The organism is Streptomyces sp. DvalAA-14 (assembly GCF_900091855.1).
Classification (GTDB): Bacteria; Actinomycetota; Actinomycetes; order Streptomycetales; family Streptomycetaceae; genus Actinacidiphila.
Window position 1 is genome coordinate 1 of the sequence record NZ_FMCH01000221.1, and the last position, 24,232, is coordinate 24,232.

Annotated in this window: 25 protein-coding genes and 2 pseudogenes; 13 read left to right on the forward strand and 14 right to left on the reverse strand. The window is 69.7% G+C overall.

Features of this window, described 5'->3' with window-relative positions:
- Nucleotides 1-260: 260 nt before the first annotated feature.
- Nucleotides 261-968, forward strand: a complete 708-nt coding sequence (locus tag GA0115240_RS11140) for a response regulator (protein WP_093736514.1) — start codon at nucleotides 261-263, stop codon at nucleotides 966-968.
- On the opposite strand, the gene GA0115240_RS11145 is transcribed toward GA0115240_RS11140, so the two are convergent.
- Nucleotides 862-1,674: a dihydrofolate reductase family protein gene (locus GA0115240_RS11145; RefSeq protein ID WP_237554785.1), complete on the reverse strand. Its 813-nt coding sequence runs from the start codon at nucleotides 1,672-1,674 to the stop codon at nucleotides 862-864. The two genes, GA0115240_RS11140 and GA0115240_RS11145, sit on opposite strands and share 107 nt — an antisense overlap.
- Before the next feature lie 563 nt (nucleotides 1,675-2,237).
- On the opposite strand from GA0115240_RS11145, the gene GA0115240_RS11150 reads away from it, so the two are divergent.
- Nucleotides 2,238-4,724 carry a DUF7617 domain-containing protein gene (locus GA0115240_RS11150; protein ID WP_093736515.1) on the forward strand — a complete coding sequence of 829 codons (2,487 nt, stop codon included), beginning with the start codon at nucleotides 2,238-2,240 and terminating at the stop codon, nucleotides 4,722-4,724.
- A gap of 205 nt (nucleotides 4,725-4,929) precedes the next feature.
- On the opposite strand, the gene GA0115240_RS11155 is transcribed toward GA0115240_RS11150, so the two are convergent.
- Nucleotides 4,930-5,319 carry a PPOX class F420-dependent oxidoreductase gene (locus GA0115240_RS11155; protein WP_093736516.1) on the reverse strand — a complete coding sequence of 130 codons (390 nt, stop codon included), beginning with the start codon at nucleotides 5,317-5,319 and terminating at the stop codon, nucleotides 4,930-4,932.
- 65 nt (nucleotides 5,320-5,384) lie between these two features.
- Nucleotides 5,385-6,569 (reverse strand): trans-sulfuration enzyme family protein, encoded by a 1,185-nt coding sequence (locus GA0115240_RS11160; protein WP_093736517.1) that lies wholly within the window; start codon nucleotides 6,567-6,569, stop codon nucleotides 5,385-5,387.
- Between the two features lie 155 nt (nucleotides 6,570-6,724).
- Here GA0115240_RS11160 and GA0115240_RS11165 point away from each other — a divergent pair, with 155 nt between their 5' ends.
- Nucleotides 6,725-7,168, forward strand: coding sequence for an Lrp/AsnC family transcriptional regulator (locus GA0115240_RS11165; RefSeq protein WP_093736518.1), 444 nt, complete (start codon nucleotides 6,725-6,727; stop codon nucleotides 7,166-7,168).
- Between the two features lie 33 nt (nucleotides 7,169-7,201).
- On the opposite strand, the gene GA0115240_RS11170 is transcribed toward GA0115240_RS11165, so the two are convergent.
- The 4 genes from GA0115240_RS11170 to GA0115240_RS11185 all read right to left on the reverse strand — a co-directional run bounded on the left by GA0115240_RS11170 (nucleotide 7,202) and on the right by GA0115240_RS11185 (nucleotide 10,330).
- Nucleotides 7,202-8,047, reverse strand: a complete 846-nt coding sequence (locus tag GA0115240_RS11170) for a PhzF family phenazine biosynthesis protein (RefSeq protein WP_093736519.1) — start codon at nucleotides 8,045-8,047, stop codon at nucleotides 7,202-7,204.
- A 200-nt stretch (nucleotides 8,048-8,247) separates the two neighbouring features.
- Nucleotides 8,248-9,183, reverse strand: a complete 936-nt coding sequence (locus tag GA0115240_RS11175) for an aldo/keto reductase (RefSeq protein WP_093736520.1) — start codon at nucleotides 9,181-9,183, stop codon at nucleotides 8,248-8,250.
- 203 nt (nucleotides 9,184-9,386) lie between these two features.
- A complete protein-coding gene (locus tag GA0115240_RS11180; RefSeq protein ID WP_093736521.1) occupies nucleotides 9,387-9,767 on the reverse strand; it encodes a hypothetical protein in 381 nt (126 codons plus the stop codon).
- Between the two features lie 35 nt (nucleotides 9,768-9,802).
- Complete coding sequence (locus tag GA0115240_RS11185) at nucleotides 9,803-10,330, reverse strand: GNAT family N-acetyltransferase (protein ID WP_093736522.1); 528 nt, start codon at nucleotides 10,328-10,330, stop codon at nucleotides 9,803-9,805.
- 168 nt (nucleotides 10,331-10,498) lie between these two features.
- Between GA0115240_RS11185 and GA0115240_RS11190 the strand changes: the two genes are divergently transcribed.
- Nucleotides 10,499-10,978 carry a DinB family protein gene (locus tag GA0115240_RS11190; RefSeq protein WP_093736523.1) on the forward strand — a complete coding sequence of 160 codons (480 nt, stop codon included), beginning with the start codon at nucleotides 10,499-10,501 and terminating at the stop codon, nucleotides 10,976-10,978.
- Between the two features lie 758 nt (nucleotides 10,979-11,736).
- The gene (locus tag GA0115240_RS11195; RefSeq protein ID WP_093736524.1) at nucleotides 11,737-13,419 is read left to right on the forward strand and encodes an amidase family protein; all 1,683 of its coding nucleotides are present in this window, start codon (nucleotides 11,737-11,739) and stop codon (nucleotides 13,417-13,419) included.
- A 511-nt stretch (nucleotides 13,420-13,930) separates the two neighbouring features.
- Here GA0115240_RS11195 and GA0115240_RS36120 read toward each other — a convergent pair.
- Nucleotides 13,931-14,152, reverse strand: coding sequence for an Imm32 family immunity protein (locus GA0115240_RS36120; RefSeq protein ID WP_141708801.1), 222 nt, complete (start codon nucleotides 14,150-14,152; stop codon nucleotides 13,931-13,933).
- A 419-nt stretch (nucleotides 14,153-14,571) separates the two neighbouring features.
- Between GA0115240_RS36120 and GA0115240_RS11205 the strand changes: the two genes are divergently transcribed.
- Together GA0115240_RS11205 and GA0115240_RS11210 are read left to right on the forward strand one after the other, a co-directional pair.
- Nucleotides 14,572-15,039 carry a DIP1984 family protein gene (locus tag GA0115240_RS11205; protein WP_093736596.1) on the forward strand — a complete coding sequence of 156 codons (468 nt, stop codon included), beginning with the start codon at nucleotides 14,572-14,574 and terminating at the stop codon, nucleotides 15,037-15,039.
- Between the two features lie 387 nt (nucleotides 15,040-15,426).
- Nucleotides 15,427-16,230, forward strand: coding sequence for a hypothetical protein (locus GA0115240_RS11210; RefSeq protein ID WP_093736526.1), 804 nt, complete (start codon nucleotides 15,427-15,429; stop codon nucleotides 16,228-16,230).
- A gap of 103 nt (nucleotides 16,231-16,333) precedes the next feature.
- On the opposite strand, the gene GA0115240_RS11215 is transcribed toward GA0115240_RS11210, so the two are convergent.
- Nucleotides 16,334-16,792 (reverse strand): type II toxin-antitoxin system VapC family toxin, encoded by a 459-nt coding sequence (locus GA0115240_RS11215; protein WP_093736527.1) that lies wholly within the window; start codon nucleotides 16,790-16,792, stop codon nucleotides 16,334-16,336.
- Nucleotides 16,782-17,051 carry a type II toxin-antitoxin system Phd/YefM family antitoxin gene (locus GA0115240_RS11220; RefSeq protein WP_093736528.1) on the reverse strand — a complete coding sequence of 90 codons (270 nt, stop codon included), beginning with the start codon at nucleotides 17,049-17,051 and terminating at the stop codon, nucleotides 16,782-16,784. Before GA0115240_RS11220 ends, GA0115240_RS11215 begins: the two co-directional genes overlap by 11 nt.
- Nucleotides 17,052-17,668: 617 nt before the next feature.
- Here GA0115240_RS11220 and GA0115240_RS11225 point away from each other — a divergent pair.
- The 3 genes and pseudogenes from GA0115240_RS11225 (at nucleotide 17,669) to GA0115240_RS37995 (ending at nucleotide 18,922) form a co-directional block, all read left to right on the forward strand.
- On the forward strand, nucleotides 17,669-18,178 hold the full coding sequence (locus tag GA0115240_RS11225) for a DUF2199 domain-containing protein (RefSeq protein ID WP_093736529.1): 510 nt from the start codon (nucleotides 17,669-17,671) through the stop codon (nucleotides 18,176-18,178).
- 52 nt (nucleotides 18,179-18,230) lie between these two features.
- A pseudogene (locus tag GA0115240_RS35545) lies at nucleotides 18,231-18,350 on the forward strand (IS5/IS1182 family transposase); the annotation flags it as partial.
- Between the two features lie 65 nt (nucleotides 18,351-18,415).
- Nucleotides 18,416-18,922 (forward strand): DUF2283 domain-containing protein, encoded by a 507-nt coding sequence (locus tag GA0115240_RS37995; RefSeq protein WP_256069711.1) that lies wholly within the window; start codon nucleotides 18,416-18,418, stop codon nucleotides 18,920-18,922.
- On the opposite strand, the gene GA0115240_RS11240 is transcribed toward GA0115240_RS37995, so the two are convergent.
- Nucleotides 18,862-19,428, reverse strand: a complete 567-nt coding sequence (locus GA0115240_RS11240) for a hypothetical protein (protein WP_093736531.1) — start codon at nucleotides 19,426-19,428, stop codon at nucleotides 18,862-18,864. The two genes, GA0115240_RS37995 and GA0115240_RS11240, sit on opposite strands and share 61 nt — an antisense overlap.
- Before the next feature lie 978 nt (nucleotides 19,429-20,406).
- On the opposite strand from GA0115240_RS11240, the gene GA0115240_RS11245 reads away from it, so the two are divergent.
- From GA0115240_RS11245 to GA0115240_RS11250, 3 genes are read left to right on the forward strand one after another with little or no spacing between them, the layout of a single operon-like run.
- The gene (locus GA0115240_RS11245; RefSeq protein ID WP_093736532.1) at nucleotides 20,407-21,108 is read left to right on the forward strand and encodes a Crp/Fnr family transcriptional regulator; all 702 of its coding nucleotides are present in this window, start codon (nucleotides 20,407-20,409) and stop codon (nucleotides 21,106-21,108) included.
- 58 nt (nucleotides 21,109-21,166) lie between these two features.
- Nucleotides 21,167-21,439: a hypothetical protein gene (locus GA0115240_RS36125; RefSeq protein WP_141708802.1), complete on the forward strand. Its 273-nt coding sequence runs from the start codon at nucleotides 21,167-21,169 to the stop codon at nucleotides 21,437-21,439.
- Nucleotides 21,405-21,893: a hypothetical protein gene (locus tag GA0115240_RS11250; protein WP_093736533.1), complete on the forward strand. Its 489-nt coding sequence runs from the start codon at nucleotides 21,405-21,407 to the stop codon at nucleotides 21,891-21,893. Before GA0115240_RS36125 ends, GA0115240_RS11250 begins: the two co-directional genes overlap by 35 nt.
- A gap of 156 nt (nucleotides 21,894-22,049) precedes the next feature.
- On the opposite strand, the gene GA0115240_RS11255 is transcribed toward GA0115240_RS11250, so the two are convergent.
- The 3 genes and pseudogenes from GA0115240_RS11255 to GA0115240_RS11265 all read right to left on the reverse strand — a co-directional run.
- Complete coding sequence (locus GA0115240_RS11255; RefSeq protein WP_093736534.1) at nucleotides 22,050-22,454, reverse strand: PIN domain-containing protein; 405 nt, start codon at nucleotides 22,452-22,454, stop codon at nucleotides 22,050-22,052.
- The gene (locus GA0115240_RS11260; protein WP_093736535.1) at nucleotides 22,447-22,725 is read right to left on the reverse strand and encodes a type II toxin-antitoxin system Phd/YefM family antitoxin; all 279 of its coding nucleotides are present in this window, start codon (nucleotides 22,723-22,725) and stop codon (nucleotides 22,447-22,449) included. The genes GA0115240_RS11255 and GA0115240_RS11260 overlap by 8 nt, the downstream gene beginning before the upstream one ends.
- Before the next feature lie 259 nt (nucleotides 22,726-22,984).
- Nucleotides 22,985-24,175 (reverse strand): annotated as a pseudogene (locus GA0115240_RS11265) (MFS transporter); the annotation flags it as partial.
- Between the last annotated feature and the right edge of the window lie 57 nt (nucleotides 24,176-24,232).

Sequence of the window (24,232 nt, forward strand, 5' to 3'; positions counted from 1 at the left end):
CCCGGTGGGCGACGGCGGCCCCGGCACCCGCGGCCGATCCCGCGGCCGATCCCGCGGCCGATCCCGCGGCCGGGATCGCAGGCTCGGTGGCCGGCTCGGTGACCGCGCCGGGGGCCTTGCCGGAGGGCCCGGGAGCGGCGCGCGCCGCGGGCGGGAAGATAGGGGCCTGAGCGGCCCGGCTGCCGTCCGAAGCCGAACGGCGAACGCCGGATGTCGGATGGCGGCTGTCGGACGTCGGACGTGCGCGGAAAGGCGGAGGGGTGACGATTCGAGTGCTGGTCGCCGATGACCAGGCGGTGGTGCGCGACGGGCTCGTCCTGCTCCTGTCGTCCGCCGACGACCTCGACGTGGTCGGCGAGGCCGGCGACGGGGGCACCGCCGTCCGGCTGGCATCGGAACTGAGGCCCGACGTCGCCCTCGTCGACCTGCGGATGCCCGTACTGGACGGCGCCGCGGTAACCGCGCAGGTGGTCGCCGCGGGCATCGGGGTCCGGGTGCTGATCCTCACCACCTACGCCGACGACGACGCCGTACTGCCGGCGCTGCGGGCGGGAGCAGTCGGCTACCTGACCAAGGACGCCACCGGCGAGGCGCTGCTGGCCGCGGTCCGCGAGGTGGCCGCCGGACGCACCGTCCTCGACTCGGCGGTCCAGCGGCGGCTGGTCCAGCTGCTCGTCGAGGAGCCGAAAGCCGCCGCCTCACCCGCGACCGGGTCGCCGGCCGCCCCGCCCGAACTGCCGCCCCGGGCCGAGGGCCTCACCCGCCGGGAGATCGACGTCGTCCGGCTCGTCGCCCAGGGCCTCAACAACCGGCAGGTGGCCAGGACCATGGTGGTCAGCGAGGCGACGGTCAAGACCCACCTCAACCACGTCCTGGCCAAGCTGGCGATGGGCGATCGCGCCGCGCTGATCGCCTGGGCCTGGCGGCACGGCCTGGCCGACCACCCCGGCGGGGAACCGACGCCGTGACGTCCTGCCGGCCCGGCGGATCCCCCGCCGCCGACACGGCCCGCCCGGCGCCGGGCGGCCTCAGGCGTCGCGGCCGGCACCGCGATCGGGTGCGCTCACTGTCCCCCGTCCCGGGCGTACCGTCGGCGAGCCCGTAGCGCAGGTACACGATCCCGTTCGGACCGGCCGCCGGCGCGTCGAGCAACGTGACGTTCGTGGGCACCGCGCCCCCGTCGAACACCTTCTTCCCGACGCCGAGCACGATCGGGTGCAGCCACAGGTCGAGACGGTCGAAGAGCTTCTCGCGCAGCAGGGTCTGCACCAGGTTCAGGCTTCCGACGACCTTCACGTGCTCGTGCCGGTCACGGATCTCGCGCACCGCGCCGACCAGATCGGGGCCGAGCTGTGTGGACCCGGCCCACGAGAGGTCGGGCCTGCCGCGCGAGGCCACGTACTTCGGGATGCTGTTGAAGAGGGTGGCGATCTCGTTGCCCGGGCCGCCCTCCTGGTGCGGCCAGTGGGCGGCGAAAATGTCGTAGGTCCGCCGGCCGAGCAGGAGGGCGTCCGTGCCCTCGTACGCGGCGCCGACCTGCGCACCGGAGACCTCGTCCACCAGGGGCGCCTGCCAGCCGCCGAACGGGAACCCGACCGGGTCCTCGCCGGGACCGCCGGGCGCCTGCGCGACGAGATCGAGGGTGGCGAACATTTCGATATGGACGAGGCCCATGCCTGACTCCCAGGGGGTTGATGGTGCTGTTCGGGAGGTAGACCCCCGGGCACCGGCGGACTCATCGCCGCGACCCCAACGAATTTTGTCCTCGTCCCGCGACCGCTGCCAGCGGCCAGGAAAGGTCGGGCTCGCCACCGAACACCGGCCGGCGGTGAACCGGTATTCGACCCGGCCGAATTCGTCGGAATTCGACCGCCGTCGTGGGCGCGTTGGCGGATGAGCCAGTGGATGAGCGCTGGCCCCTCCGCGCGCCGGTCGTACGCCTCGCTCCTTTTTCCGGACCCCTCTTCTCACGCACCATTACGGCCGAAATAAAGCCAGGTATCGGGCAGTTACCGGCACCTGGGCGAAAGTAATCGAAGAGTTGCGCTCAACGCCCCTTTCCCTTCGCCCGTACAGGTGACGACCGGGTTTTTCCTCCCTACTGTTTTCGGCGGCGCGGGCGCTTCCTGGCGCCCGCTGCCGTCCAGACGAAGGTGGGGACATACATGCTCCGACGTTTACGATCCCTTTCCTCATCCGCCAGACCGCGGCCGCTCGCCGGAAGAGCGGCCGTCGCCGTGTCCGCGGCGCTGTTCGCGATAGCCGCCGGCTCCGTACAGCCCGTGCTGGCCGACGGCGCTCCGAGCGGCCCGGCTCCGTCGGCCGACGGCGGGTCCACGCTGGTGAAGACCGCGCAGAACATCTCCAGCCCCGGCCAACTCCCCGTCCAGCACGGGGACACCGTCAACTGGTCGGTCGGCTACCACAACGCGGCCACCGGGGACCCGGCCGCCGCGACCATCACCGACCCGATCACCGGCGCCGGAACCGCGCAGAGCTACCTGCCCGGTTCACTGCACGTGCCGCCCGGCTGGACGCCCTCCTGGTCCACCGACGGCAGCACCTTCACCGGCACCGACCAGGGCGCCGCGACAACCGCCGTCCGCGGCACCGGGCCGGCCACCACCGGCGCCGGGACCGGCGTGCGCAGCGACCTGCTGCCGCCGGTGCAGGCCGCGACCCGCACCACCGGCGGCGACGGCTTCACCCCGATCCTCTACCGCGACCCGTCCGGTGACGTCGAGGCGTGGAACATCTACCACCACACCGGCCCAACGAACCGGCTGGTGGTCTGCAACGACCTGTCCTCGGGCCAGCCGTGCACCGGCGGCCCCTGGCCGCGCCCGCTCAACACCGCGTCGGGGCCACTCGGTTCGGGCGACACCGGGAACATCTTCACGCCGCTGTCCCCGCAGTACGTCCTCGACCCCGCCCGGCCGGGCGTCGTCTACTACCCGGCGACGACCTCCACCGCGGTCGGGGTGGGCTGTCTGGACATGGGCGCCCGCGCCAACTGCGGCTTCGTCCCCCTGGAGACCAGTGGCGGCACTCCCTCCAGCGCCAACGGACTGGCAGGACTGGTCGGTTACAACGGGAAGGCGTACGGCACGGCAAGCACCGGACAGGTGCTGTGCCTGGACATCGCCAGCCGCGCCCCCTGTCCGGGGCAGCCGTTCGCCGCGATCGTGCCGCCCAACCACGACCTGCCGGGCAACACCTACGCCCTCTACCAGGGCGGTATGACGGTCGCCGACGGACGCGTCTACGCCTCGTCGTCCCCGACCACGGGCGGGTCAACGGCCCCCGGCGTCACCGCACTCGGCTGCTTCGACCCGGCCGTCGGCGCGGTGTGCGCCGGCTGGACCACCCCGCACCCGGCGGGCCCGGCCGCCACCGCGTACACCTACGACGCCTTCGTCTCGTACGACACCGCGGGCCGTCCGAACGGCGTGTGCACCACCAACGCCACCGGCGGCGCCCCGTCCACCGGCTGCTACACGCTCGACGGCGGACCACTGGCCGCGCCCGCCACCGGACTTGACGCCCTGCCGGCCGGCACCCTGGTCTTCGCCCCCGAGGTCGTCACCTCCGGCGGTGACACCCGCAGCTACTTCGGCGTATGGGGCGGACCGCTGCCCGGCGACACCGTCTGCTACAGCTGGACGCATGCCCAGCCCTGCGCGGGCTTCCCCTCGGTGGCCGGCCATCCCGCCGTCAACGGCGGTGTCACCCGCGACTACGGCTACGCGTACGACGCGACGACCCGCTGCCTGATCGGCCTCGGCGACGCCGGGGTCCTGTTCTCCATGGACCCGGCGACCGGCGGTTCGCCGTGCCTGCACAGCGGCGCGGCCGTCACCCTCAAGCCCGCGGACTTCTACTGCGACGGCGGCGCCGGGCACGTCGCCGCCTACACCGAGGCCCGGCTGACCGGCCTGGACCTGGCGCACACCGATCCGGCCGGCACGACCGTCTCGGTGACGGACCCCGGCGGCACGGTGCTCGCCACCCCGCCGCTCTCCCCGACCGGAACCGTCGACCTGTCCGGCATCTCGGCCGCCGATCATCCGTCGATCACCGTGACCGTGCAGCTCAGCCTGACCGACACCAGCGACTTCACCGCCACCAACCACCCCGCGCTGACCGCGTCCTTCCAAGGCGACGACCCGCAGATCTGCCTGCGCACCGTCGTCGGCGCGGACTGCGCGACCACCCATGTCGACGACACCGCGACCGGCACCGACGGCACCGGCGAACTGACCTCCAACCCCCTTTCCGTCGCCGTCGCACCCGGCTCGCAGTGCCGGCCGAACATCACGGTGAACAAGGAGATCTGCACCGTCTCCGCGCCGCACGCCTGCGGTCCCGGCGGCGCGGGCCCCTGGGCCAAGTCCAGTCCGGTCGGCCTGCTGCAACTGCTCGGCACGGCCTACTGGCGGATCACCCTCACCAACACCGGGCCGGTGGACGCGTCCGGCGTCACCGTCAACGACGCCATCACGCCCGCCTGTTCGCATGCGGCCGGCACCTTCACGCTGGCGGCAGGCGCGACCAAGCAGGTCTACTGCAACTCCTTCCTGCTGGCGCTGCCGGTCAGGAACACCGCCAGCGCCACCTACTACCCGGCGGGCGCCCCGAACGGCACCCCGTCGGCCACCTCCCCGCCGTCCTCCGCGGTGGCCTGCTCGCTGCTGTGCGTCCTGGCCGCCCCCGACCCGTCCTGACCGCGCACTGACCCACTGACCCGCTGACCCGCTGACCCGCTGACCCGCTGACCCCGGGACCCGCCGCCGCGCCGACGACCGGCGGCGGGTCCCGGCACGCGTCCGGCCGCGGACGGACCCCGGCACCGACCCCGGCACGGGCCCACCGCACCGTGCCGGTGGCGCCGGTGGCGCCGGTGGCGCCGGTGGCGCCCGTACCGCTCGGTCAGCCGAGGGTGATCCGTATGCCGACGGTTCCGTCCTTGCCCCGCCGCAGCAGGCTGCCCAGGAGCGTGAGCCGCCCGAGCAGCCCGTACTTGCGTCCCAGGAGACCGCGGTAGTGCCGGGTCTGCCCACGGTCGAGAATCTCCGCCCGTCCCGGGACCGGCTCGCCCGAGGGGTTGCCCCGTATGTCGCAGGCGGACACCAGGACATCGGCGCGGTTGCGGATCCGCTTGACCTTGCCGGAGGTGGCGACTGTCCAGATACCGAGGGCGTCACCGTCACGGACCACCCACACCGGGGTCGGGACCTCGCTACCGTCCCGGCGGAAGGTGGTGATCAGGACGTACGAGCCCGATGCGAGGCGTTCGAGGTCCGCTCGACCATCTGTCATGGCCGAAGGCTATGCCACCGGCCGGTGCCTGTCCCCGGGGTGTGCGAGGCGGCGCGGGCGGCCGCTCAGGTCGTCGGAGCCGCGGCGAGTGCCGCCTCGGCTGCGGCGAGCGCGTCGGCGACCAGGTCGGCGGTGTCCTCTGTGCCCGCCGCCAGTCTGACCAGGCCGAACGGGACGGATTCCGCGAGCTGGTCGTCGCTGAGCATCCCGCGCCACATGGAAGCCGGGTGCACGGCGAGCGATTCCACGCCGCCGAGGCTCGCCGACCGGCGGGGGTAGCGCAGCCGGCCGAGGAAGGCGTCGGCCATCGCGGATCCACCGGTGAACTCGATCCCGAGCACCCCGCCGAAGCCGCTCATCTGACCGGCGGCCAGCTCGTGCTGCGGGTGGGTCGCCAGACCGGGATAGTGCACCTCGGCCACCGCCGGGTGATCGCTGAGCGCCTGCGCGAGCGCCAGGCCGTTGGCGTTGTGCCGTGGCACCCGCAGCGCCAGGGTGCGCATGCCCCGCAGCAGCAGCCAGGCGTCGATCGGGCCGAGCGTGGCACCGGTGAGCAGGCCGACGTGCCAGATCCGGTCCAGGATCCTCGCCGGCCCGGCCAGAACTCCGGCGGAGACATCCGCATGTCCGTTGAGATACTTGGTCGCGCTGTGCCAGATCAGATCGATGCCGAAGTCCGCCGGCCGCTGGTTCAGCGGCGTGGCGAAGGTGTTGTCCGCCATGGTGAGCACGTCGTGCGCGCGAGCCAGGTCCGCGAGGGCGCGCAGGTCGGTGATCTGCAGCAGCGGATTGCTCGGGGACTCCAGCAGGATCAGGCGTGTCCGCGGCGTCAGTGCCTTCGCGAACGCCTCCGGGTCGGTCTGGTCCACCAGGGTGGTGGAAACCCCCAGGCGCGGAAGCAGGTTCAGCAGCACCGACGCGGTGCCCCCATAGGTGGACTTCTGCCCGATGACGTGATCACCGGCGGACACCACGGCCAGTACGGCGGTGGTCAGCGCGGCCATCCCGGACGCGGTGACCAAGGCCGCCTCGGTGTTCTCCAACGCGGCGACGACGGCGGCGACTTGTGCGTGGTTCGGATTGCCGAAGCGGGTGTAGAAGTCCTTGCCCCGCGGGTCGACGGCAGCCCGCGCGAAGCTGTCCGCGTCGTCGGCCGAGAATGCCGCCGTCTGGTAGATCGGCGGTGCCACCGCGCGGCTGGGATGGACCTCGCGATCGGCGTGAATGGCGATGGTGCTCTTGCCCGGCATGGCTGCTGCCCTTCCCTGGACGGTCGGTGCGACTGCGGGAAGCGTCACCGACCGGCGCCCCGTTGCGGCCGGATCCTGGCAACTTCGGCAGCACATTGCGCGCTGGGCGGGTGCGTGATGGTGGTAGTGGAGTCCTGGGAGCAATAATCTGCCCCATGGATGAGGTGGACCGGTCGATTCTGGCCGTGCTCGAAAAGCACGGACGCATCAGCAACAGCGATCTGGCCGCCCGGGTCGGGCTTTCGCCGTCACCTTGCCTGCGGCGGGTACGTCACCTGGAGGAGTCCGGGGCCATCCGCGGTTACCGGGCGCTGGTCGATCCGGCCGCCGTCGGCCGCGCTCTGCGGGTGTTCGCGGGCGTCCGGCTGAAGCAGCACACCCGCCCGGTCGTGGTCGCCTTCGAGCGCGGGGTCGTCGGGCTGCCCGAGGTGACCGCCTGCCACCACATCACCGGCAACTTCGACTACCTGCTCCAGGTCGAGGTGGCCGACCTGCCCGCCTACGAGGACTTCCACGCCAACCAGCTGGCCACCTTGCCCGGTGTGGCCACGGTGACCAGCTACGTCAGCATGAAGACGCTCTCCGCCGACACCCCATGACGCTGCTGTCCCGGCCCCGCGAAAGGTGGGCCGTCAGAGCGCGATGGTGCCGCGGATGCGGACGGTGGCGGCGCCGCTGACCCAGACGGTGCCGTCCGTGTCGGCCGTGACCCCGATGCTTGCGGCCCGACCCAGCCGAGTGCCCTGCGCGACCCGGTAGGAGGAGGGCACGGCCCCGGTCGAGGTGAGCCACTGGCCGACGCCGGCGTTCATGCTGCCGCACGCGGGGTCCTCGGGCACACCGGCGCCAGGGGCGAAGGTACGCATCTCGAATTGGTGGTGGTGTCCCTGGGGGTGGGCCCCGATCGCGCCGACCATCGCCGCGGGCAGACGGGAGAAGTCGGGTTCCAGGGCGAGGACCTCCTCGGCTGTGCGGAGTTGGACCACGGCCCAGCCGGGACCGTTGTCGACCCACTGGTGGGCCACGACCCGGTCGTGCGTGATGCCCAACGCGGCCTCGATCCGCCCCAGATACTCGTCGTCGAGCGCGCCCGCACGGACACGGGGCGGCGCGGCGAAGGACAACGTCGCATCGTCGGCGGCGCGCACCACGACCGGGCCGGCGGCACACTCCTGCACGATGTGGTCGTCGTGCCGCGGGTTGCCGCCGCCGTCCAGCCAGGCGCGCGCGGAGCCGAGGGTGGGGTGCCCGGCGAACGGCAACTCGCCCTGGGGAGTGAAGATCCGCAACCGGTAGTCGGCCTCCGGGACGGTGGGCGGCAACACGAACGTGGTCTCGGACAGGTTCGCCCAGCGCGCCAGGCGCTGCATCTCCTCGTCCGTCAGGTCCGTCCCGTCCAGCACGACCGCGACCGGGTTGCCGGACCAGGGACCGGTGGAGAACACGTCGACCTGCGCGAACAAGCGGGTACGTGGCATCGTCGTCACAGTCCTTCCGTCGCCGCCGCAGCGGATCGCGCCCGTCCGCCCGTTGGCGGACGGCAGGTCCATCCCTACCGCCTGCCCGAGGGGCCGGAACAGGACCAGTTGCGCAACGGTGGACTGACCGGCACGGCCGGGCGGGCCGCACGCGGATCGCGGTCCGACCGGAACGATCCGGTGCTGCCCCGCATCCGGACTCAGGGAACGAGGTGGCCGCCAGCCCGGAACAGCTCGTACCACTCGGCCCGGGTGAGGCGAAGTTCCGAGCCCTGAGCGGCGCCCGCGACGCGCTCCGGGTTCGTGGTGCCGAGCACGACCTGCATCTGAGCAGGATGGCGGGTGATCCAGGCAGTCGCGATCGCGATGGCCGGGACGTCGTACTGGCCGGCCAGTCGGTCGATGACAGCGTTGAGTTCGGGGTAGTCCGGCGAGCCGAGGAAGACACCCGTGAAGAAACCGGCCTGGAAGGGAGACCACGCCTGGATGGTGATGTCGTGCAGACGGCAGTAGTCGACGATCCCGCCGCCGTCGAGGGTGACCGACTGCCGCTCGGCGAGCATGTTCGCAGCGACCCCTTGAGCGATGATCGGCTCATGCGTGATCGAGAGCTGAAGCTGGTTGGCCACGATGGGCTGGCGCACGTGCTTGCGCAGCAGGTCGATCTGGCGCGGAGTCTGGTTCGAGACACCGAAGGCCCGCACCTTGCCCGAGGATTCGAGCTCGTCGAAGGCCCGGGCGACCTCTTCCGGCTCGACCAGCGCGTCCGGGCGGTGCAGCAGCAGGATGTCGATGCGGTCGGTGCGCAGGGCCGCGAGTGAGCCCTCGACCGATTTGACGATGTGTTCGTAGGAGAAGTCGTAGTACGGCCCGTCCGTCACGATTCCGGCCTTGGTCTGAATCGTGAACTCGTCGCGCTGCGACGGGCTCAGCGCCATCGCGTCGGCGAAGCGGCGTTCACACTCGTGCAGCTCGCCGCCGTAGACATCGGCGTGGTCGACGAAGTCGATACCCGCATCACGTGCGGTGCGGACGAGTTCGCGGATGTCCTCGTCGGTCTTGTCGGCGATACGCATCAGGCCGAGCACGACGTTCGGGGCGACGATGTCGGTGCCGGGCAGGGTGAAGGTCTTCACGACGGTTTTCCTTTCAGACGTTCAGGTCTGCACAGTACAAGCGGAGCCTCTCCGCACCTGAGGGCACGCAGGGCCCGCCGGCCGCGCCCGCGAGGCCAGCGGCAATCAGCGAGCCCGGATACTCCCGGGACGCGATGCACCGCGGATCGGCATCACGGCGGACGGCACGGCCCGGTGCGGATCCCGGCCGGGCGTGTCGGCCCTCACCCGCCTTCCCGGCACCGAGCCCAGCGAGCGATGAGGCCGCCGAGCGCGGGTTTCCCGCCCGTCGGCGGGTTCCACGCACGTCCTTCCCGCTCCAGCGCCTCCAGGATCCACCTCCGGCCGGCGTCGTCGGCGACCGCCCAGGTGTGTTCCATCACGCGGTGACGTCTCCGGGGGAACGGCAGCCGCATGGTCGGTGGCGGGGCGCCCGCCAGACTGTGAACGAGGTCGGCGAGCCATCCGATACAGGCGACGTAATCGTCGCCCATCCATTCGAAGAACGGCTCTCGGCGCCGTGCCATGGCTCGGATCTGGATCACCGCGAGGTACGTCAGAACCCTGGCGGCCTCGCCGTCGTCGATGGGCCTTTTGATGCGCATTCGTCCCCCGCACGTTCACTGCACTGCACCTGGGTTCAGCTGAAGCCGGCGGCCGACGGGGGCTCACGGGTCATCGGCAGAGTCGGCAGTCTCCCTCGCCAGAGGTAGCGCTCACCTGCGACCTCAAAGCCGTGGCGTCGGTAGAACCGGATCGCGCGTTCGTTGTACTCGGTCACCCCCAGGCGGATGCGGGAGGGTCCTGCCCACGTGAGGAACTCGGTCATCATGTGGCCGCCGAGTCCGTGCCCCTGGGCCTGATCGAGCAGATACATCGGTCCGAGGGTGACAGATTCCTCCCGGTGGCCGCAGAGATAGCCGACGATGTCCGTCTCGGACCGGACGACACGGCAGAAGTGCGGGGCGGAGGGCTGGTTCGCCACCTCGATGAACTCCCGCCACTGCGTCACGCCTTCGGCAGTGGCGGATGAACCGCGGTGCTCACGGATCCAGGACTCGTCGATCCCTGCGTCTGGGTTGAGGTAGTTCCGCAGCCAGTTCCGCAAATGCAAGGGCCCCAACGTGGCGGCGTCGTCGGGGTGAGCAGCGGTGATCACGTAGGTCATGTCCGACCATACTGGCGGGCTGGCCACATCGCCGTGCACCCGCCCTGGGAGCTTCAGCCGGCCCCGGTGGGCTCGCCCGCTGAGGCTCGCGTGCTTCCGGTTTTGATGACGGTGCCGTTGAAGATGCCGTTGAAGGTGAGACGGTCAACCGCGTGATGGGAGATTGTGATGGGCTCGTTCGATGTGCCGCTGGCTGACGAACGCACGCAGCTCGATGCGTTCGTGGAGGAGTACCGCAGCGCCCTCGATGGGGCCCTGGACGGTCTTACCGAGGAGCAGGCGCGCCGGCGGCTCGTCTCGTCGGAGACGACGTTGCTCGGGCTGGTCAAGCACGTCACCTGGATGCAGCGGGTGTGGTTCGAGGAGTGCGTCGGGGGCACGTCCCGTGGCGAGCTCGGCCTGGTGGGGATCTCGGACGAGTCCTTCCGGCTCGCCGCCGACGACACCGTGGCCTCCGTCACCGCCGCCCACCGGGAGGCCTGCGCGACGGCCAGGGCGTTGGTCGCCGACCTGCCGCTGGACGCCGTCGTGACCGGCCACCGGACCGGACCGCGCACGCTGCGCTGGGTCTACCTGCAAGTCCTGCGCGAGCTGGCCCACCACTGCGGGCACGCCGACATCCTGCGCGAACAGGTCACCGCTCGCTGACTTCTGAGACCACGTGATCCGTTGGGCCGAGGACTTCGAGCCGGGCGGCGGATCACCGTGGTCAACACCCACGGGCTCGGCGATGCGGCCGGGCGCGGGGCGCGCACGCCACGGCGCAGGGCGGTGTGACCGACTTTCCGCAGCCCAACCCAACCCGGGGCCGCCGATGCCCGGACGGCGCGGCACTGTCCGCGGCGGTTGGCGCCACGGGGATGGCGCTGGGTTACGTTGCGTCGGGCGGAGCCTTCTCGGTGGCCTATGTGTCGCCTCGGGCGCTCGGCAGAACCCCTACCGGACCGGCCAGGCCGGGAACTTCGCAGCCGGTGCCCCGTCGGCGGCCACCGCCACCGCCACCGCCTGCTCCGAGGGCGACCACGACTGGTGCTGCGGCAACGAGATACACCTTCCCGGACATCCGCACGGACCACTGCCCGGGCCGAAGTGGACGTCCGTCGGCCCGGCCGACGTAGTCCTCGGGGCGTCCTTCGCAGCGGCCTGACCGATCGCCCGCGGGAGCACAGCGGAGGGCGGGGCCGCCTCGCCGCCTCACGCCGCACCGCCTCGCCGAGATCGACGCGGCCGGTCGCCGGTCGGCGCGAAGCCGGGCCGCGCGGTGCCGGGCAAAGGGCTGGACGCTCGTCGCCACCAGAAGGGAGGAGTGCGAAACCCAGAAATCCCCTCCGGGAAATGGCGCCGATACGTACCGAGGCTTCCATGGCGGCAGGTGATTTTTGGATCCAATCGCTGAGGAGCCTGAGATGGACACGAAAGAGCCGGTGCGATCCGAGCCCTCACGCCGCCTGCTCCTGGCGGGTGCCCTTCCGGCCGCCGCCGGGGCCCTGGGAGTGGTGGGGCTGACCGCCGGCCCCGCCTCGGCCGAGACCAAGTCCCCTGTCCCCCGTCGCCGTCCCCTGTCCCCGTCCCCGTCCCCGTCCCCGGTGTTGAAGGAGAAGACGAGGGCGAAGTTCCCCGCCGACCTCGAGACCGCGGGTGTCGCCGAGTTGGCCGGGCTGCTCGACTCGGGCCGGATCACGAGTGTTCAGCTCACCCGGGAGTACCTGCGGCGCATCGGGGCCCTCGATGTCCAAGGACCCGGCCTCAACACCGTCCGGAGCCTCAACCCCAACGCCCTCAAGGAGGCCGGGGAGGCCGACGCCCGGCGCAGACGGAGCCGGCACAACAGCCCGCTCCTGGGCATCCCCGTACTGCTCAAGGACAACATCGATGCCGTGGGCATGCCCACCACGGCCGGATCCGTGGCGCTGAAGGACTCCCACCCCGACAAGGACGCCCCTCTGGTCGCACTGCTCCGTTCCGCCGGGGCGGTCATCCTGGGCAAGGCCAACCTCACCGAGTTCGCCAACTACCTCACCAACGGGATGCCGGGCGGCTACAGCTCGCTCGGCGGGCAGGTCCTCAACGTCTACGACGTCAGCCAGACGCCGAGCGGCTCCAGCGCGGGCCCCGGTGCCGCCGCCTCGGTCGGCCTGGCGACGCTCACCATCGGCACCGAGACCTCCGGCTCGATACTGAGCCCCGCCGCCGCCAACTCCGACGTCGGCGTCAAGCCGACCGTCGGCCTGATCAGCCGCACCGGGATCGTGCCCATCGCGGCCAGCCAGGACACCGCCGGACCACTGGTCCGCACCGTCGCGGACGCCGCGGCCCTGCTCACCGTCGTCACTGGCGAGGACCCGGAGGACTCGGCGACCGCCGCCAACCCCCTGGTGGGGCACGACTTCTCCAGGGACCTGTCCCCAACCGCCCTCCGGGGAGCGAGGATCGGCGTGGTCGCCAGCCAAGTGCCTGCCGCGGGCACCGACAACCGCACCTTGTGGGACGCGGCCCTCGCCGTGCTGACCGCGCGCGGCGCCACTCTGGTCAGCGTCACCCTGAGCACCTCCAGCAGCATCCCCGGGGGTTCCTCCGTGCTGAGCTACGAGTTCAAGCGCGATCTCAACACCTACCTCGCGCGGCTGCCGAGGAACGCCCCGGCCAAGACGCTCGCGGATGTCGTCGCCTACAACAACGCCCACAGCGGCCGAGCTCTCAAGTTCGGCCAGGTCCTCGCCACCGCCTCGCAGGCCATGGATCTGAGCCCCGGCAGCGCCGACAGCGCGAAGTACCTCGCCGATCGCGCGCAAGACCTCGCGGACAGCAAGGACCGCATCGACGCGCTGATGGCCGACCAGAATCTGACCACCCTGCTCTTCGCGAACAGCGGAAGCGCCGGCATCGGAGCCAAGGCCGGCTACCCCTCGGTCAGCGTTCCGGCCGGCTACCAGGCAGCCAACCGCCGCCCGTTCAACATCGCCTTCCTGGGCAAGGCGTGGAGCGAGCCCGTGCTGCTGGGGTACGCGTACGACTACGAGCAGGCATCTCAACTGCGCCAGCCGCCATCGGCCCTCAACCCCAGCCTGTTCGACAACGTGGGGCTCTGAGGCCGGTGGTGAGAGTCCCCGGGGCCACTTGAGGCGACCGTTCTCGACGTGCCTCACCGAGAATCCACCGGATCCCGTCTGATCGGATCGGATCGTTCGGCCGGGCGGGATCCGGCGTTCACGCCTTGTCCGGAACCGTCCTCGCCCGCCCGGGGCGCAGGCCTGATCACCGCCGCCGGAGCCGCGACCGCCCCGGCGGCATCCTTGGCGCCAGCCGCCTTGCGTCCCGCGCCCGCGCGGGGTGCACCCGAGATGCCAACCGACGCCGAGCCTTTGCCCCTCCCGCACTGGCAGGCGCACCCCCCGCCTCCCCTTTAGCCCCGTGACGCTGGCATCTGCGGGGAACATCTCACCCGGACGGTTCGCCCCGGGTCTCCGGCACCCTGGGGCCGGCGTTCGAGGTCCGGAGGATGGTTTCGCTGAGCTGCCACCGATCGCCGCCCGGATGGAATCTGTTGTTGCGTTGGCGCGTGACGGCTTCGGAGAGGGCACGCGGTGGTTGGGTCTGCGTTCACTCGGGGTTGGTCTGCACCTTGTCATCCCGCTCCAGGATCAGACTTATCGATCCCTCCTGAAGGTCGATGCCTCCTTCAAGATGCTCGTGGTACCCGTCTCGAAGTTCGGGATCTGCGAGGCCACGCAGGCGATCGGCAAGTTCGTGCAGCCCAGCGGCGTTGGCTGCGATGGTGATTTCGGTGTCAGAGCCGTACACCTTGATCCGAGGTTCATCCATGGCGTCACACTACGGCGAGGTTGGTGACTGCCTTCCCGGGAGAGCCGCGTCGTCACGAGCGGTCCGCGAGCCTCCCGATGAGCCCTGATGCGACTGCGACGCCGACTGAAGGCAATCGGTGGCGTGGAGTTGGGCGGGAGCGGCCACGGAGGTGGTGCGGGGTGACGCGAATCGAGCCCGTTCTCTGACCCTGGGAATCACCGGGGCTTTCGTGAAGTAGGCCTGGGTACGGCGGTCTTCGCGTTGCCCGGCCGCGGTGTCGCCGGCGTCGGTACTGACCGTGGTTGACCGTTCTCCGCACCGCTGGAGCCGGTGCGGACCTGGTGCGGCTCCGGCTGTCGGCGGCGGTTAATGCGGGTGCGGCAGCAGGAGGTGTTCCGCATACTCGGGCGGGATGGGGAGCGATGGAGGTGGGTCGGTTGAAGCTTGCCGAGGCGTTGGCGGAGCGTTCGGATGCCGCGCGGCGGGTGGAGCAGTTGCGTTCGCGGGTCGTGGGCAGCGCGCGGTTCCAGGAGGGTGAGACGCCTGCCGAGGACGCGGCCGTGTTGCTGGCCGAGGCCGGCCGGGTGCTCGACACTCTGGAGTCGTTGATCCGCCGGATCAACCGGACCAACGCCGCAGTGACGATGGGCCAGGACGGCACCGTCACCGACGCGCTCGCCCGAAGGGACGTACTGCGGCTCCGCCACGCAGTGATCACGTCGGCAGCGGAGGCCGCTGCGGGCCGCGACCAGCGGGCGGTCCGCCAACTCCGGTCCGAGCTGACCATGCTGTCCGCGCTTCCCGTCGCGGAACTCCGGTCGCAGGCTGACGCGCTGGCCCGTGAGATCCGTGAGCTCGATCTGCGGATCCAGCGCACCAACTGGGAGGCTGACCTCCTGGACTGAGTACGGCAGGGTGCGACGATGTGGAGCAGGTAGTCGTAGCGGAGGCGTGCACGCACCGAGGGCCGGCGGTTTTCCGGCTCACTCCTGGTGCGTGAGGAGCAGCGCGGGGGTTCGATTCCCCACCGAACAGTGCAGCTCAGCACGACGCACAGGTGACGGTGCACACCGCACAGCACACAACCACGTGCAGATCCGCGACGACGAGGGAGGGAACGGGGAACTCCACATCGCCATCGAAGAGGGCCCGGTGAACCGATGACGTCCAGGACGCGCCTCTTCGTGAGGGAAGCGGCCGGACCGACGCACCTCGGGCGGGTCCTTTTCCGGTGCCGGTTCTGGGAGCGACGGGCGCTTCCTGTCTGATGGTTGACTTTGGACTGACCTTCGATGCTTGAATACGACGTTTCCGATCCGTCGGCGATGTGGCGTGACGCGCTCGCCGAGGTGGATCGGGCCTTCGCCTCACCCCCTCGGCTGGATCGTCCGGTCAGCGGGTGTACGCACTGCTTTCCGGAATCGGAACTGATGGCGCTGGGCGAGGACTCCGCGACCGTGTCGGATGATCTCCTCGGGGAATTCATGCGCAAGGAAGTCGACCATTGGGACGCGGACGAGTACGCCGTTCTGTGGCGTCGCTTTCTGCCCCGTGCGCTGCGTTCATGGGGTCCCGGCGGCGGGTCCGACAGGACGACCCCTGCCTTGGAGTTGGGCCGTCTCGGCAGTTCCGGGGCGCGTCTGCCGCAGTGGCCGACGGTGGAGCGCCTGGCGGTCGAGCGCGCTTTCGGGGTGTTGCTGGCGGTCGGGGTGATCGATGGCCGGCCGGTGGGGGACGTCACCGACCTCATCGAGGGAATCGCCCACGCGACTGGCGGCCTGGAGCGGTGGCTGGCCCATGTGGCCGCGCTACGCGGGCCTGGGTTGGACGCAGGTGTCGTCCGCCTCGTTCTGGGTTGGGCCAAGGACCTGTTGTGGGAGGACCTCGATTTCAGCTGGTGGTCCGACGGCGATCCCCGAGTAATTGCCGCATGGCTGCCGTCCCAGCGCGACCGAGCCGAGGCGTTCGCCGTACGGCATCCGGGCTGCAAGACCGCCGCGGACGCGCTGATCGCCGTCGAACGGCTCCAATCAGGCGAGGGGAGTCCGTGGGTCTATCCGTACGGCGCGGACCCGCGGCTCAAGCTGGCCGCATAGACAGCTCAGCCGCAGAATGAGGTCTGGCCGCCAGCTTCCTCGGCGGGGTCGTGGCGTCAACTGACCGCCACAGGCGGTGCGGCACCGGTGCGGCCGGGAGTTCTTACCGGTCGTGCAGGACGGTGGGCCGGGTGACCGGGACAACGGTGAGCAGCTCGTCGAGCCCCTTGTAGTCGGCGGGGTTGGTGGTGAAGAGGGGCAGCTCTTCGGCGATGGCGATGGCGGCGATCATGAGGTCGGCGACCCGGCGGCGCGGTTTGCGGCCGGTACCGATCACGGCTGCGCAGACCCGGCCGTAGAGGCGGGCTGCCTCCGCGTCGAAGGGGATCGGGTCGAACTCGTTCTCGGCGCGTTGCAGGATGTCGAGGCGACGGGCTCGCTCCGCGTGCTCGTCGTAGTCGTCCTGGTCCTCGTTCCTGCGCACCTCGTGCGGGCCCGCGGAGAGTTCGGCCAGGGTGATGGCGGTGATCGCGACCTCGGCGGGGAGTTCCCCGGGGTCGAGCCACTTGCGCAGGATCACGATGTTGGTGTCGAGCAGGCCCTGCTCGTACTCAGCGGGCATAGGGGTCGTCCGTCCCCTGCTCGGCGGTCGCGTCCTGGTCGGAGCGGAACGCCTCCAGCGAGAGGTCCGACGCGGTGCGGGACATCGCGGCGAACTCCGAGCGCGGCACGAAGCGCCGGCGCCGGCGCAGCGGGATCAGCTCGCCGATCTGATGCCCGTCGCGGGTGACGGTGAAGGACTGCCCGTTCTGGACCGCGTCCATGATTTCTTTCGAGCGGCTGCGCAGATCGCGCTGGGTGATCTCGGGCTGCGCTGTCATTGCTCCACGGTAGCACCAGGTAGCACTAGGTGCCGCAGCACACGCGCGGGCAAGCTGGTCGGGAGCCGGTGGTGCAGCCCGGGGCCCGCGCTCACGCGCCGAGGGGGCCGGTGTTTTCGGGCTGCCGCCCCGCCCGGGTTCCGAACGGCTGAGACCCGGTGAGGTGGCCTTCTGCGGGGTGTCGTAGAGGTGGGCCTCGCCGACGAAGGTGCCGTCGTCGCGGCGTACTCGGTCAACGCGGTAGTAGCCGTGAGCGGTCAGTTCGCGCAGGGCTTTGGCGACCGCGTGGCGGCCGTGCGGGCTGGTGTCCGCCATCCGGCGGCCGTCCTCCGACCAGCCGTCGGGGCGGGCCACACCGTCTGCGACGGGCCGTGGCGTCATCGAGCGAGCCTGGATGAAGAGGGCACGCTGAGGCGACTACCGGGTGCTGGGTGGTCGCCAAGGGCTGTCCCGTAATCCCCGGCGGGCGCGCGACGACAGCTACGGCACCTCGCTGCGTTGTCGGGCCCGTCCGAATACGACCCGGTATGAGGACGACCCACCGCCTTGCGATGCACCGCATCTGACGCCGCACGCTGATCCACCGCGGATTATGGGACAGCCCTTAGGCTCGCGCCATGTCTGACGATCTCGGCTTCACTTGCTCACACTGCGGCGACCGACACGCGAAGCCCCCCATGGGCTACTCGACCATGGCTCCTGATGTCTGGGATCCGAGCTTTGAGACTGATCCGGACAGCATGCTGTCGTCCGACCAGTGCGTGATCAAGAGCTCGCACTTCTTCGTCAGGGGCCTAATCGAGATACCTGTGATCGGCACCGAGGACGTCTTCTCGTGGGGCGTCTGGGTCTCGCTGAGCAAGGACAACTTCGCCCGGGCCCTTGAGGTATGGAACGCGGAGGGCCGCGAGGCCGAGAAGCCGTACTTCGGCTGGCTCAGCACCGAGCTCGCGCTCTACTCCGAGAGCACCACCGATTTGAAGACCAACGCCCATACGCGACCGCTCGGCAGGCGCCCCCTCATCGAATTGGAGCCCACTGACCACCCCCTCGCCATCGAACAGCGTCAGGGCATCACGCCAGACCGCGTGCGTGAGATCGCCACGGCCGTGCTGCATCCGGCATGACCCCGCGTTGGTGACCGGCTGATCTCCCGGTCCTCGGTCGACGATCAGGTCTCAGGGAACTCGCGGCACGGTCCGGGTGCCTTACCGGGGCCGCTGGAGCACGCTCCCAGCCGGGAAGCGGGCAGTGAACTCCTCCCACGCCAGGATCCGAGTTGCCGGCGGGCAGGCCAACGATGCCGTCGAACGCAAGGACGAGGACAACGCCGCCGTCAACGACAGCAAGGGAGCCCACTCACCGTGGCAGACGTCAGGGTCACCTACGACAAGACCGCGAACGCGGCCTACATATACCTGACCGACCCGCAGGTCAGCGTGAGATCAGCACATACCCATCCCTGCGATCCGATCGATGTCGACGGCATGATCAACCTCGACTTCGACGAGCTGGGCCGTCTCATCGGCATCGAGGTCCTAGCCGCCACGTCCAAGCTCCCCGAGTACGTGCTCAAAGCCGCCGAGCGGCTGGATTCCGAGGGAAGTTCAGCCCGGGAGCAGCCCGGCAAGTGCTCCCCGGCACAGCCACCGGCGCAGGTCGAAAAAGGCTCACTGCACCGCTGTGCATGGTGCGGATGTGGTGCAGGGGAAGCTTCTGCGGGGAGGTCTTCCGCGGGTTCACTGCGAACGCCCGGGCCCGGATCTCATGGGCTCCGAGTGGGTGGCGCCCTGAGCCGGGTCCGCCCACGTCAGCCGTTCGGGGCCTCGAACGTATTCACCGCGGTCCTAAAGGCTTCATGCCCGGGCTGAGCGGGGTTGATCAGTACCACGAAGTCCGGCAGGGCTCCCGGAACGGGCCGCCCGGTTTCGTCCTGGCTGCCTGTTTCGGCCTGCCAGTCGATCAGGTGGATGACCACGGCACAGCGGCCTTCGGGCACGGGGCGCTCGATCACGCCACTCGAGGCGGCCCCGCTGACGTATTCGATGCCACCCACGAGCGCGCGACCGCGGGAGACGAAAAGGTAGGGCTGGGAAGCGCCGAGTTGATGGGCTGTCTCCCGCTTGGTCAACGTGGCCGGCGCGGCCGCAGTGCCCGAACGGACCAGAACACCGAACGCGCCGTCTCCGCCGACGTTGAGCGGAACAAGAGAACCCGCCTCGATGTGACCGACGATGTCCTCGTCCTCCAGGAGTTCGTCCTCCCACGTGTCGTAATCGACGACAGCCTTGAACCGCTGGGGATCCCACAAGACGAGCATTCCGGCGTCCGTGGCGACCGTCGCCGAAACCGCACCCAGGGGCTGGTAGGCCGCCACTCGCTCTTCCCATCGTCCCGCCCGCTCTGTTCGCGTCAGCTGAATTCTTTCAGCAAGGGACCACGACCTACGTGTCGGGCCGGGTCACGCCGACCCCTGGGGCCACTTCGGGCCGCCATTATCGGATCCGGCGCCCTCCGGGGCTGCCTCAGCCGTCATAGCCACACCACCGGGCGAGCGCCAATTGACGTCCAGCTGTGGTGCGGGCGCGTAGGACCGAGTTGTGGCTGCGTCGCTTGACGGCAGAGTGATGGCCTCGGCTGGCCTCCTGAGCGTGTGGGTAAGGGGCGGGATTGTGCTCAGCAATGCGGAGCCGGCCGCCAGTGCCGCGCGGGCGGTTGTGAAAAGCACAGCTTCCGCTGCTGCTCGCGCCGCGAGAAGGCATTCCTCGGCAGCTCTGTGGGCAAGGCTGAGGCCGCGCCGCTGGCGGGGGACAGTCGAGAGTTGTGACGGCACTCAGCAGGGGTTGCCAGGCTGTTTCGACGTCGTCGGCACGTCGTTGCGTCGAGCAATCGGAGCAGAGGGCAGCGGGCCAGCTCGTTCCGGCCTTGACGACAGGCCAACTCCGTCCAGTGAGTTCGTCTTCGTCTGCCGGGCCCTGACCATGGTTGGAGACATCGAATGCCGTCCCAACTGTCAAGCGGTCGGCCGTCTCCGAAAAACCGCCGAGCCCGTGGCAGACGTCCGGGTTGGCCGTGCGCAGCGACTGGACGCCAGCCTGCACGGCCGCGCAGGTTTCGCCCTTCTCCGCCACCACATCCGCACCGGTGGCGGCACTCCACCACCACCGAAGACCGACAGACCCCCATGTGGGGATCACGTTTCGGTCCGAGGTCAAGCCGCAGTGGTCGAATCTCATCCGTCGGACGGTCGTCGTGGGGCTGGCTGCCGCTTGGAGACCCAGAGGGCAAGGAGTACGTATAGACGTCGCAGAGGATCCACTTGCGCCTACGAAGGTGTCGTCCTACACTTTCGTACATGTCCAGGGGAACTCGTTGGAAAGAGCATGACCTCAGCGACCACTGCTCCGAGAAAGACCTGGCTGACATGGAAGCCGTCGGGCACCTGCTCGGCCGCGCCCGTCGGGAGCCGTTTTTCAAGGAACACGAGATGAGCGACCATGCACTACTGATCAAGCAGGGCCATGTCATGGTCGTACAGGGCGACCCGGGACGGATCATCGATATCCGAGGGAAAGGCGCGATCGTTGGCGAGGCCGGCGTGTTCAGCGGGAACTCTCGGTCGGCAAGCATCATCGCACTCAACGATGTCAGGGCCGTCTACCTGCCAAAGGGCCCATGGTTGGAGTTCCTTCACGCCCACCCGGACATCCTCATCGCCGTGTCAGCGGCGGCATACAAGCGAACCGAGCGAGCAAATGCCAAGCGCGCTGAATCAGAACTCCCGATTGAGCAGCAGCTCGCCATTGAGCTGACCGAACTGGTCGACTACGGCGTCGGAGAGCGGGTCGCCGAAGATGACGAGGACAGCTCACGAGTACCTATGAGCCAGGCGGAAATCTCGTCCTTGCTCGGCGAGCGCAAGCTCCAATCCGTCAAGAAGGCCATCGGGAAGCTAAGGGATAAGGGTATTATCGGCACCGACCGGCGGCTGGAAATCACGATCCGCAAGCTATCGGCGCTGCGCGTCATCGCCGACGGCCTTGAGCAGGTCAGTTAGGCGTCCAGGTCACGCAAATGACGACGCCATTGCCGCTGCCTGGAGCCCGGGGACCGTCATGATCTACACCGTCGCAACCGCCTGCATTCCCCTCACATTGGCGATCACACGGGTGCTGACCATCTGGGTGAGGGAACGCGCCTACACCATCCGGCTCGGGAGTGCGGTCAAGGACTCCAAGCCGGAGCAGCGAGCGGAGCTCATCCGCGCCTGGGGTGAGGCAGAAAAGCGCCCCGAAAGCAAGCGTGGGCCTGAATCCAGCAGCATCCGGAACGAAGATCGCACCAGGACTGAAAATGCCCAATCTTTCACAGAACGCCCGCCTGCGTGAGCATCCACTCATCCATGATTTTCTCGCCCTGGTCAACGAGTACGACCTGGAGTTGAGCGACATGGTGATCTTTGGCAGCGGGCCCCTCCTAGCAAAAGGGCTGCGAGCGGACATCCATGACCTCGACATCGTCGCCCGCAGCAAGACCTGGTGTCGGGTCAAACGGCACGGTGTCCGATCCATCGGCCAGGCCAACCATGCCCGCATCGCGCAGTTCTGCAATGGCCGTATCCAGTTCTCCGCGGGATGGGTATCCGATGACTGGAAAGCCGCAGAGCTGATCGACCGAGCCGAGACCATCCGAGGCATTCCGTTCGCCCGGATCGAAAACGTCCTCGCCTACAAGCAGTTCCTCAATCGCCCGAAAGACCAGCAAGACATCAAAATATTGCAAGAGCTCGGCGTGGTGCCGGCTCCGGCCACGATGCGGCATGAGCAATGCCCGTCAACTTGATGTCGACCACGCCGAGCAGTTCTACGCCTGCAGGCCCGCTCGGGCCCCTCTTTGCACCGGGGTCGTAGTGGCTTACCGCTTCTACCCCGAGGCGGCCGATTGGTGAGAGCGCCTGTGGGCGGGATGACGTTGCAGGTGGAGCCAAAGCGGGCGCGGTCAGATCGCGAGGACGGTCAGCGTGCTGTCCAACCCTTTGAAGTCGTCGGCGTTGCGGGTGAACAAGGGGAGCCCTCTGGCGGAGGCGATGGCAGCGATCATCAGGTCCAACCTGCGGGGTCGGGGGTCGCGGCGCGCGGCGATCGTGAGGGTGACGAGTGTTCCGTAGCGTGCTGCCGCGTCGTCGTCGAACGGCAGGGCGTCGAAGTCGGCAACGGCCGCGCCGAGCTTCTCCATGCGCGCGGCGCGGGCGGCGGGATCTTTGGCCACGGCTACGCCCTGGTGCAGTTCGGCCAGGGTGATGGCGGTGATTTCCGGGAGTGCCGGCAGGTCTGCGGGGTCGAGCAGGTCCAGATCGATGTAGGTACAGGTGTCGAGTACCCCGGACGGGTGGCGGTCAGCCACGGTCGCGCTCCCAGGGATCGTCATCGCCGATGCGGTCGTCGGTTCCGAAGAAGTCGTCCGCCTCCTGGCGCATGTGCGTGTAGTCCACGCGCGGCAGCCTTCGATGCCGGGCCACCAGTTCCTCGGCGCTTAGATGGCGTCTGCGCGGAATAGGGCGCAGCTCCGCGACCTCGGTACCGTTCCGGGTGATGTGGTAGGTCTCGCCCGCTTCCACCGCGTCCATAACGGCGGCCGAGTGGTTGCGGAACTCACGCTGGGTGATGGTCTTCACCGTTCCACTGTAGCGTGCCGTGTCTCCAGGGGCTACGCGCGCGCGGGCTGCTACTTGGGGCAGTGTTTCGGGCCGTGCTGACCTGAAGACCGCGTTTGAGATCTACCGGAGTGCTAGCCACATGGTGTACCAGTCGCGGAAGTCTGGTCCTGGGGTCATTGCGACCCTTGACCTTCTTGCCCGCGTCGAATCCCCTGCTGGGCGGTAGGAACGGTGTCGGCGGCAGCAACCGCTGAGCCGTGCCTTGATCCTTCACGTGATCCTTCTCGGTGGCGACGGCCGCGGCGGAGAGGAGCGTCGCAGCGGCGAGGCTGCCCCAGAGGGCGGCCGGGCCGTGGGGTGCGAGAGCGGTGATGACTGCCGGGGAGACGGCGAGGCCGAAGCCCGTGGAGAGCTGGAAGCGGGCGAGGGCGCGTCCCAGGACATGCGCCGGGGCGAGGGCGGTGACGAGCGCGGTGGCGCTGCCGGCGTAGATGATCTCGCCGATGGTGCAGATCACGGACACCGTGGCGACGGCGGGGGCGCCCCAGCCGTGTCCCAGTGAGGTGGCCGCGAGGAAGCCGAGGTAGGACGCGGTGAGTACCACGCCGGCGAGAGCCAGCACGGTCCGCCGGGAGTAGCGGGACATCAGGACGGTGACCGGAACCTGCAGCGTGACCACCAGCACCGTGTTCGCAACGAAGATGGCTGCCGACCACACCGGGGACGCGTGCAACTGTGTCACCAGGACCAGGGGGAGCGCGATTTCGGTGATGTTGAGGCAGAAGACGTAGACCACGTTGGCGGCCAGCAGTGCGCGCATCCGCGGTGCTGGCCGGTCGGCCCTGTCCTTGGCCGAAATAGCGGCCGGAGGGGCGTGCAGGTGAACCGACCCCGCCAAGGCCGCCGCAGTGAGATAAGCGAGCCCGGTGACGGCTGCCAGCGCCTGCATCGCGGTGGTGCCGCCCGCCAGGCATGCGGTGGCGAGGAGAGCGCCCGCGCCCATGCCGGCGTTGCGCAGGGCCCGGCCTGCCGCGAGAGCGGTGTCGCGTTCCCGGCCGTGGGCGACCGTGGCCACGAGAGCTGCGTGGGCGGCCGGCCACGCCTGATTGCCGATGCCGAGGAAGAGCGCCGCCGTCGCGAAGAGCCAGACGTGTCCCGCCGGGGCGGCCAGCAGCAGTGCCACGCCCAGCACTCGCACCAGCATCGACGCTGCCACGACCGTGCTGCGCGGGCCCCGGTCCAGCCATCGGCCGACAGCGGGCATGCACACCAGCCCCGCGAAGGCGCCGACCGTCATGGCGATGCCGGTGACCGACGCGGACAGCCTCAGCACCGTCAGCCCGTAGAGCAGCAGAAACGGCCGCAGCATGCCGGTGCCGAGGGCGTCCACGGCCAGGGCGGCGGCATAGCGGGGGCCGCCGGAGGCACGGACGAGGGCGCGGGGCTGGATCTTGGTGGGGGTTGCCATGGCGTCAACGGTGCGTTCGGCCGCCCCGGCTGAGCACGTCGATTGACGGAGAGCGTC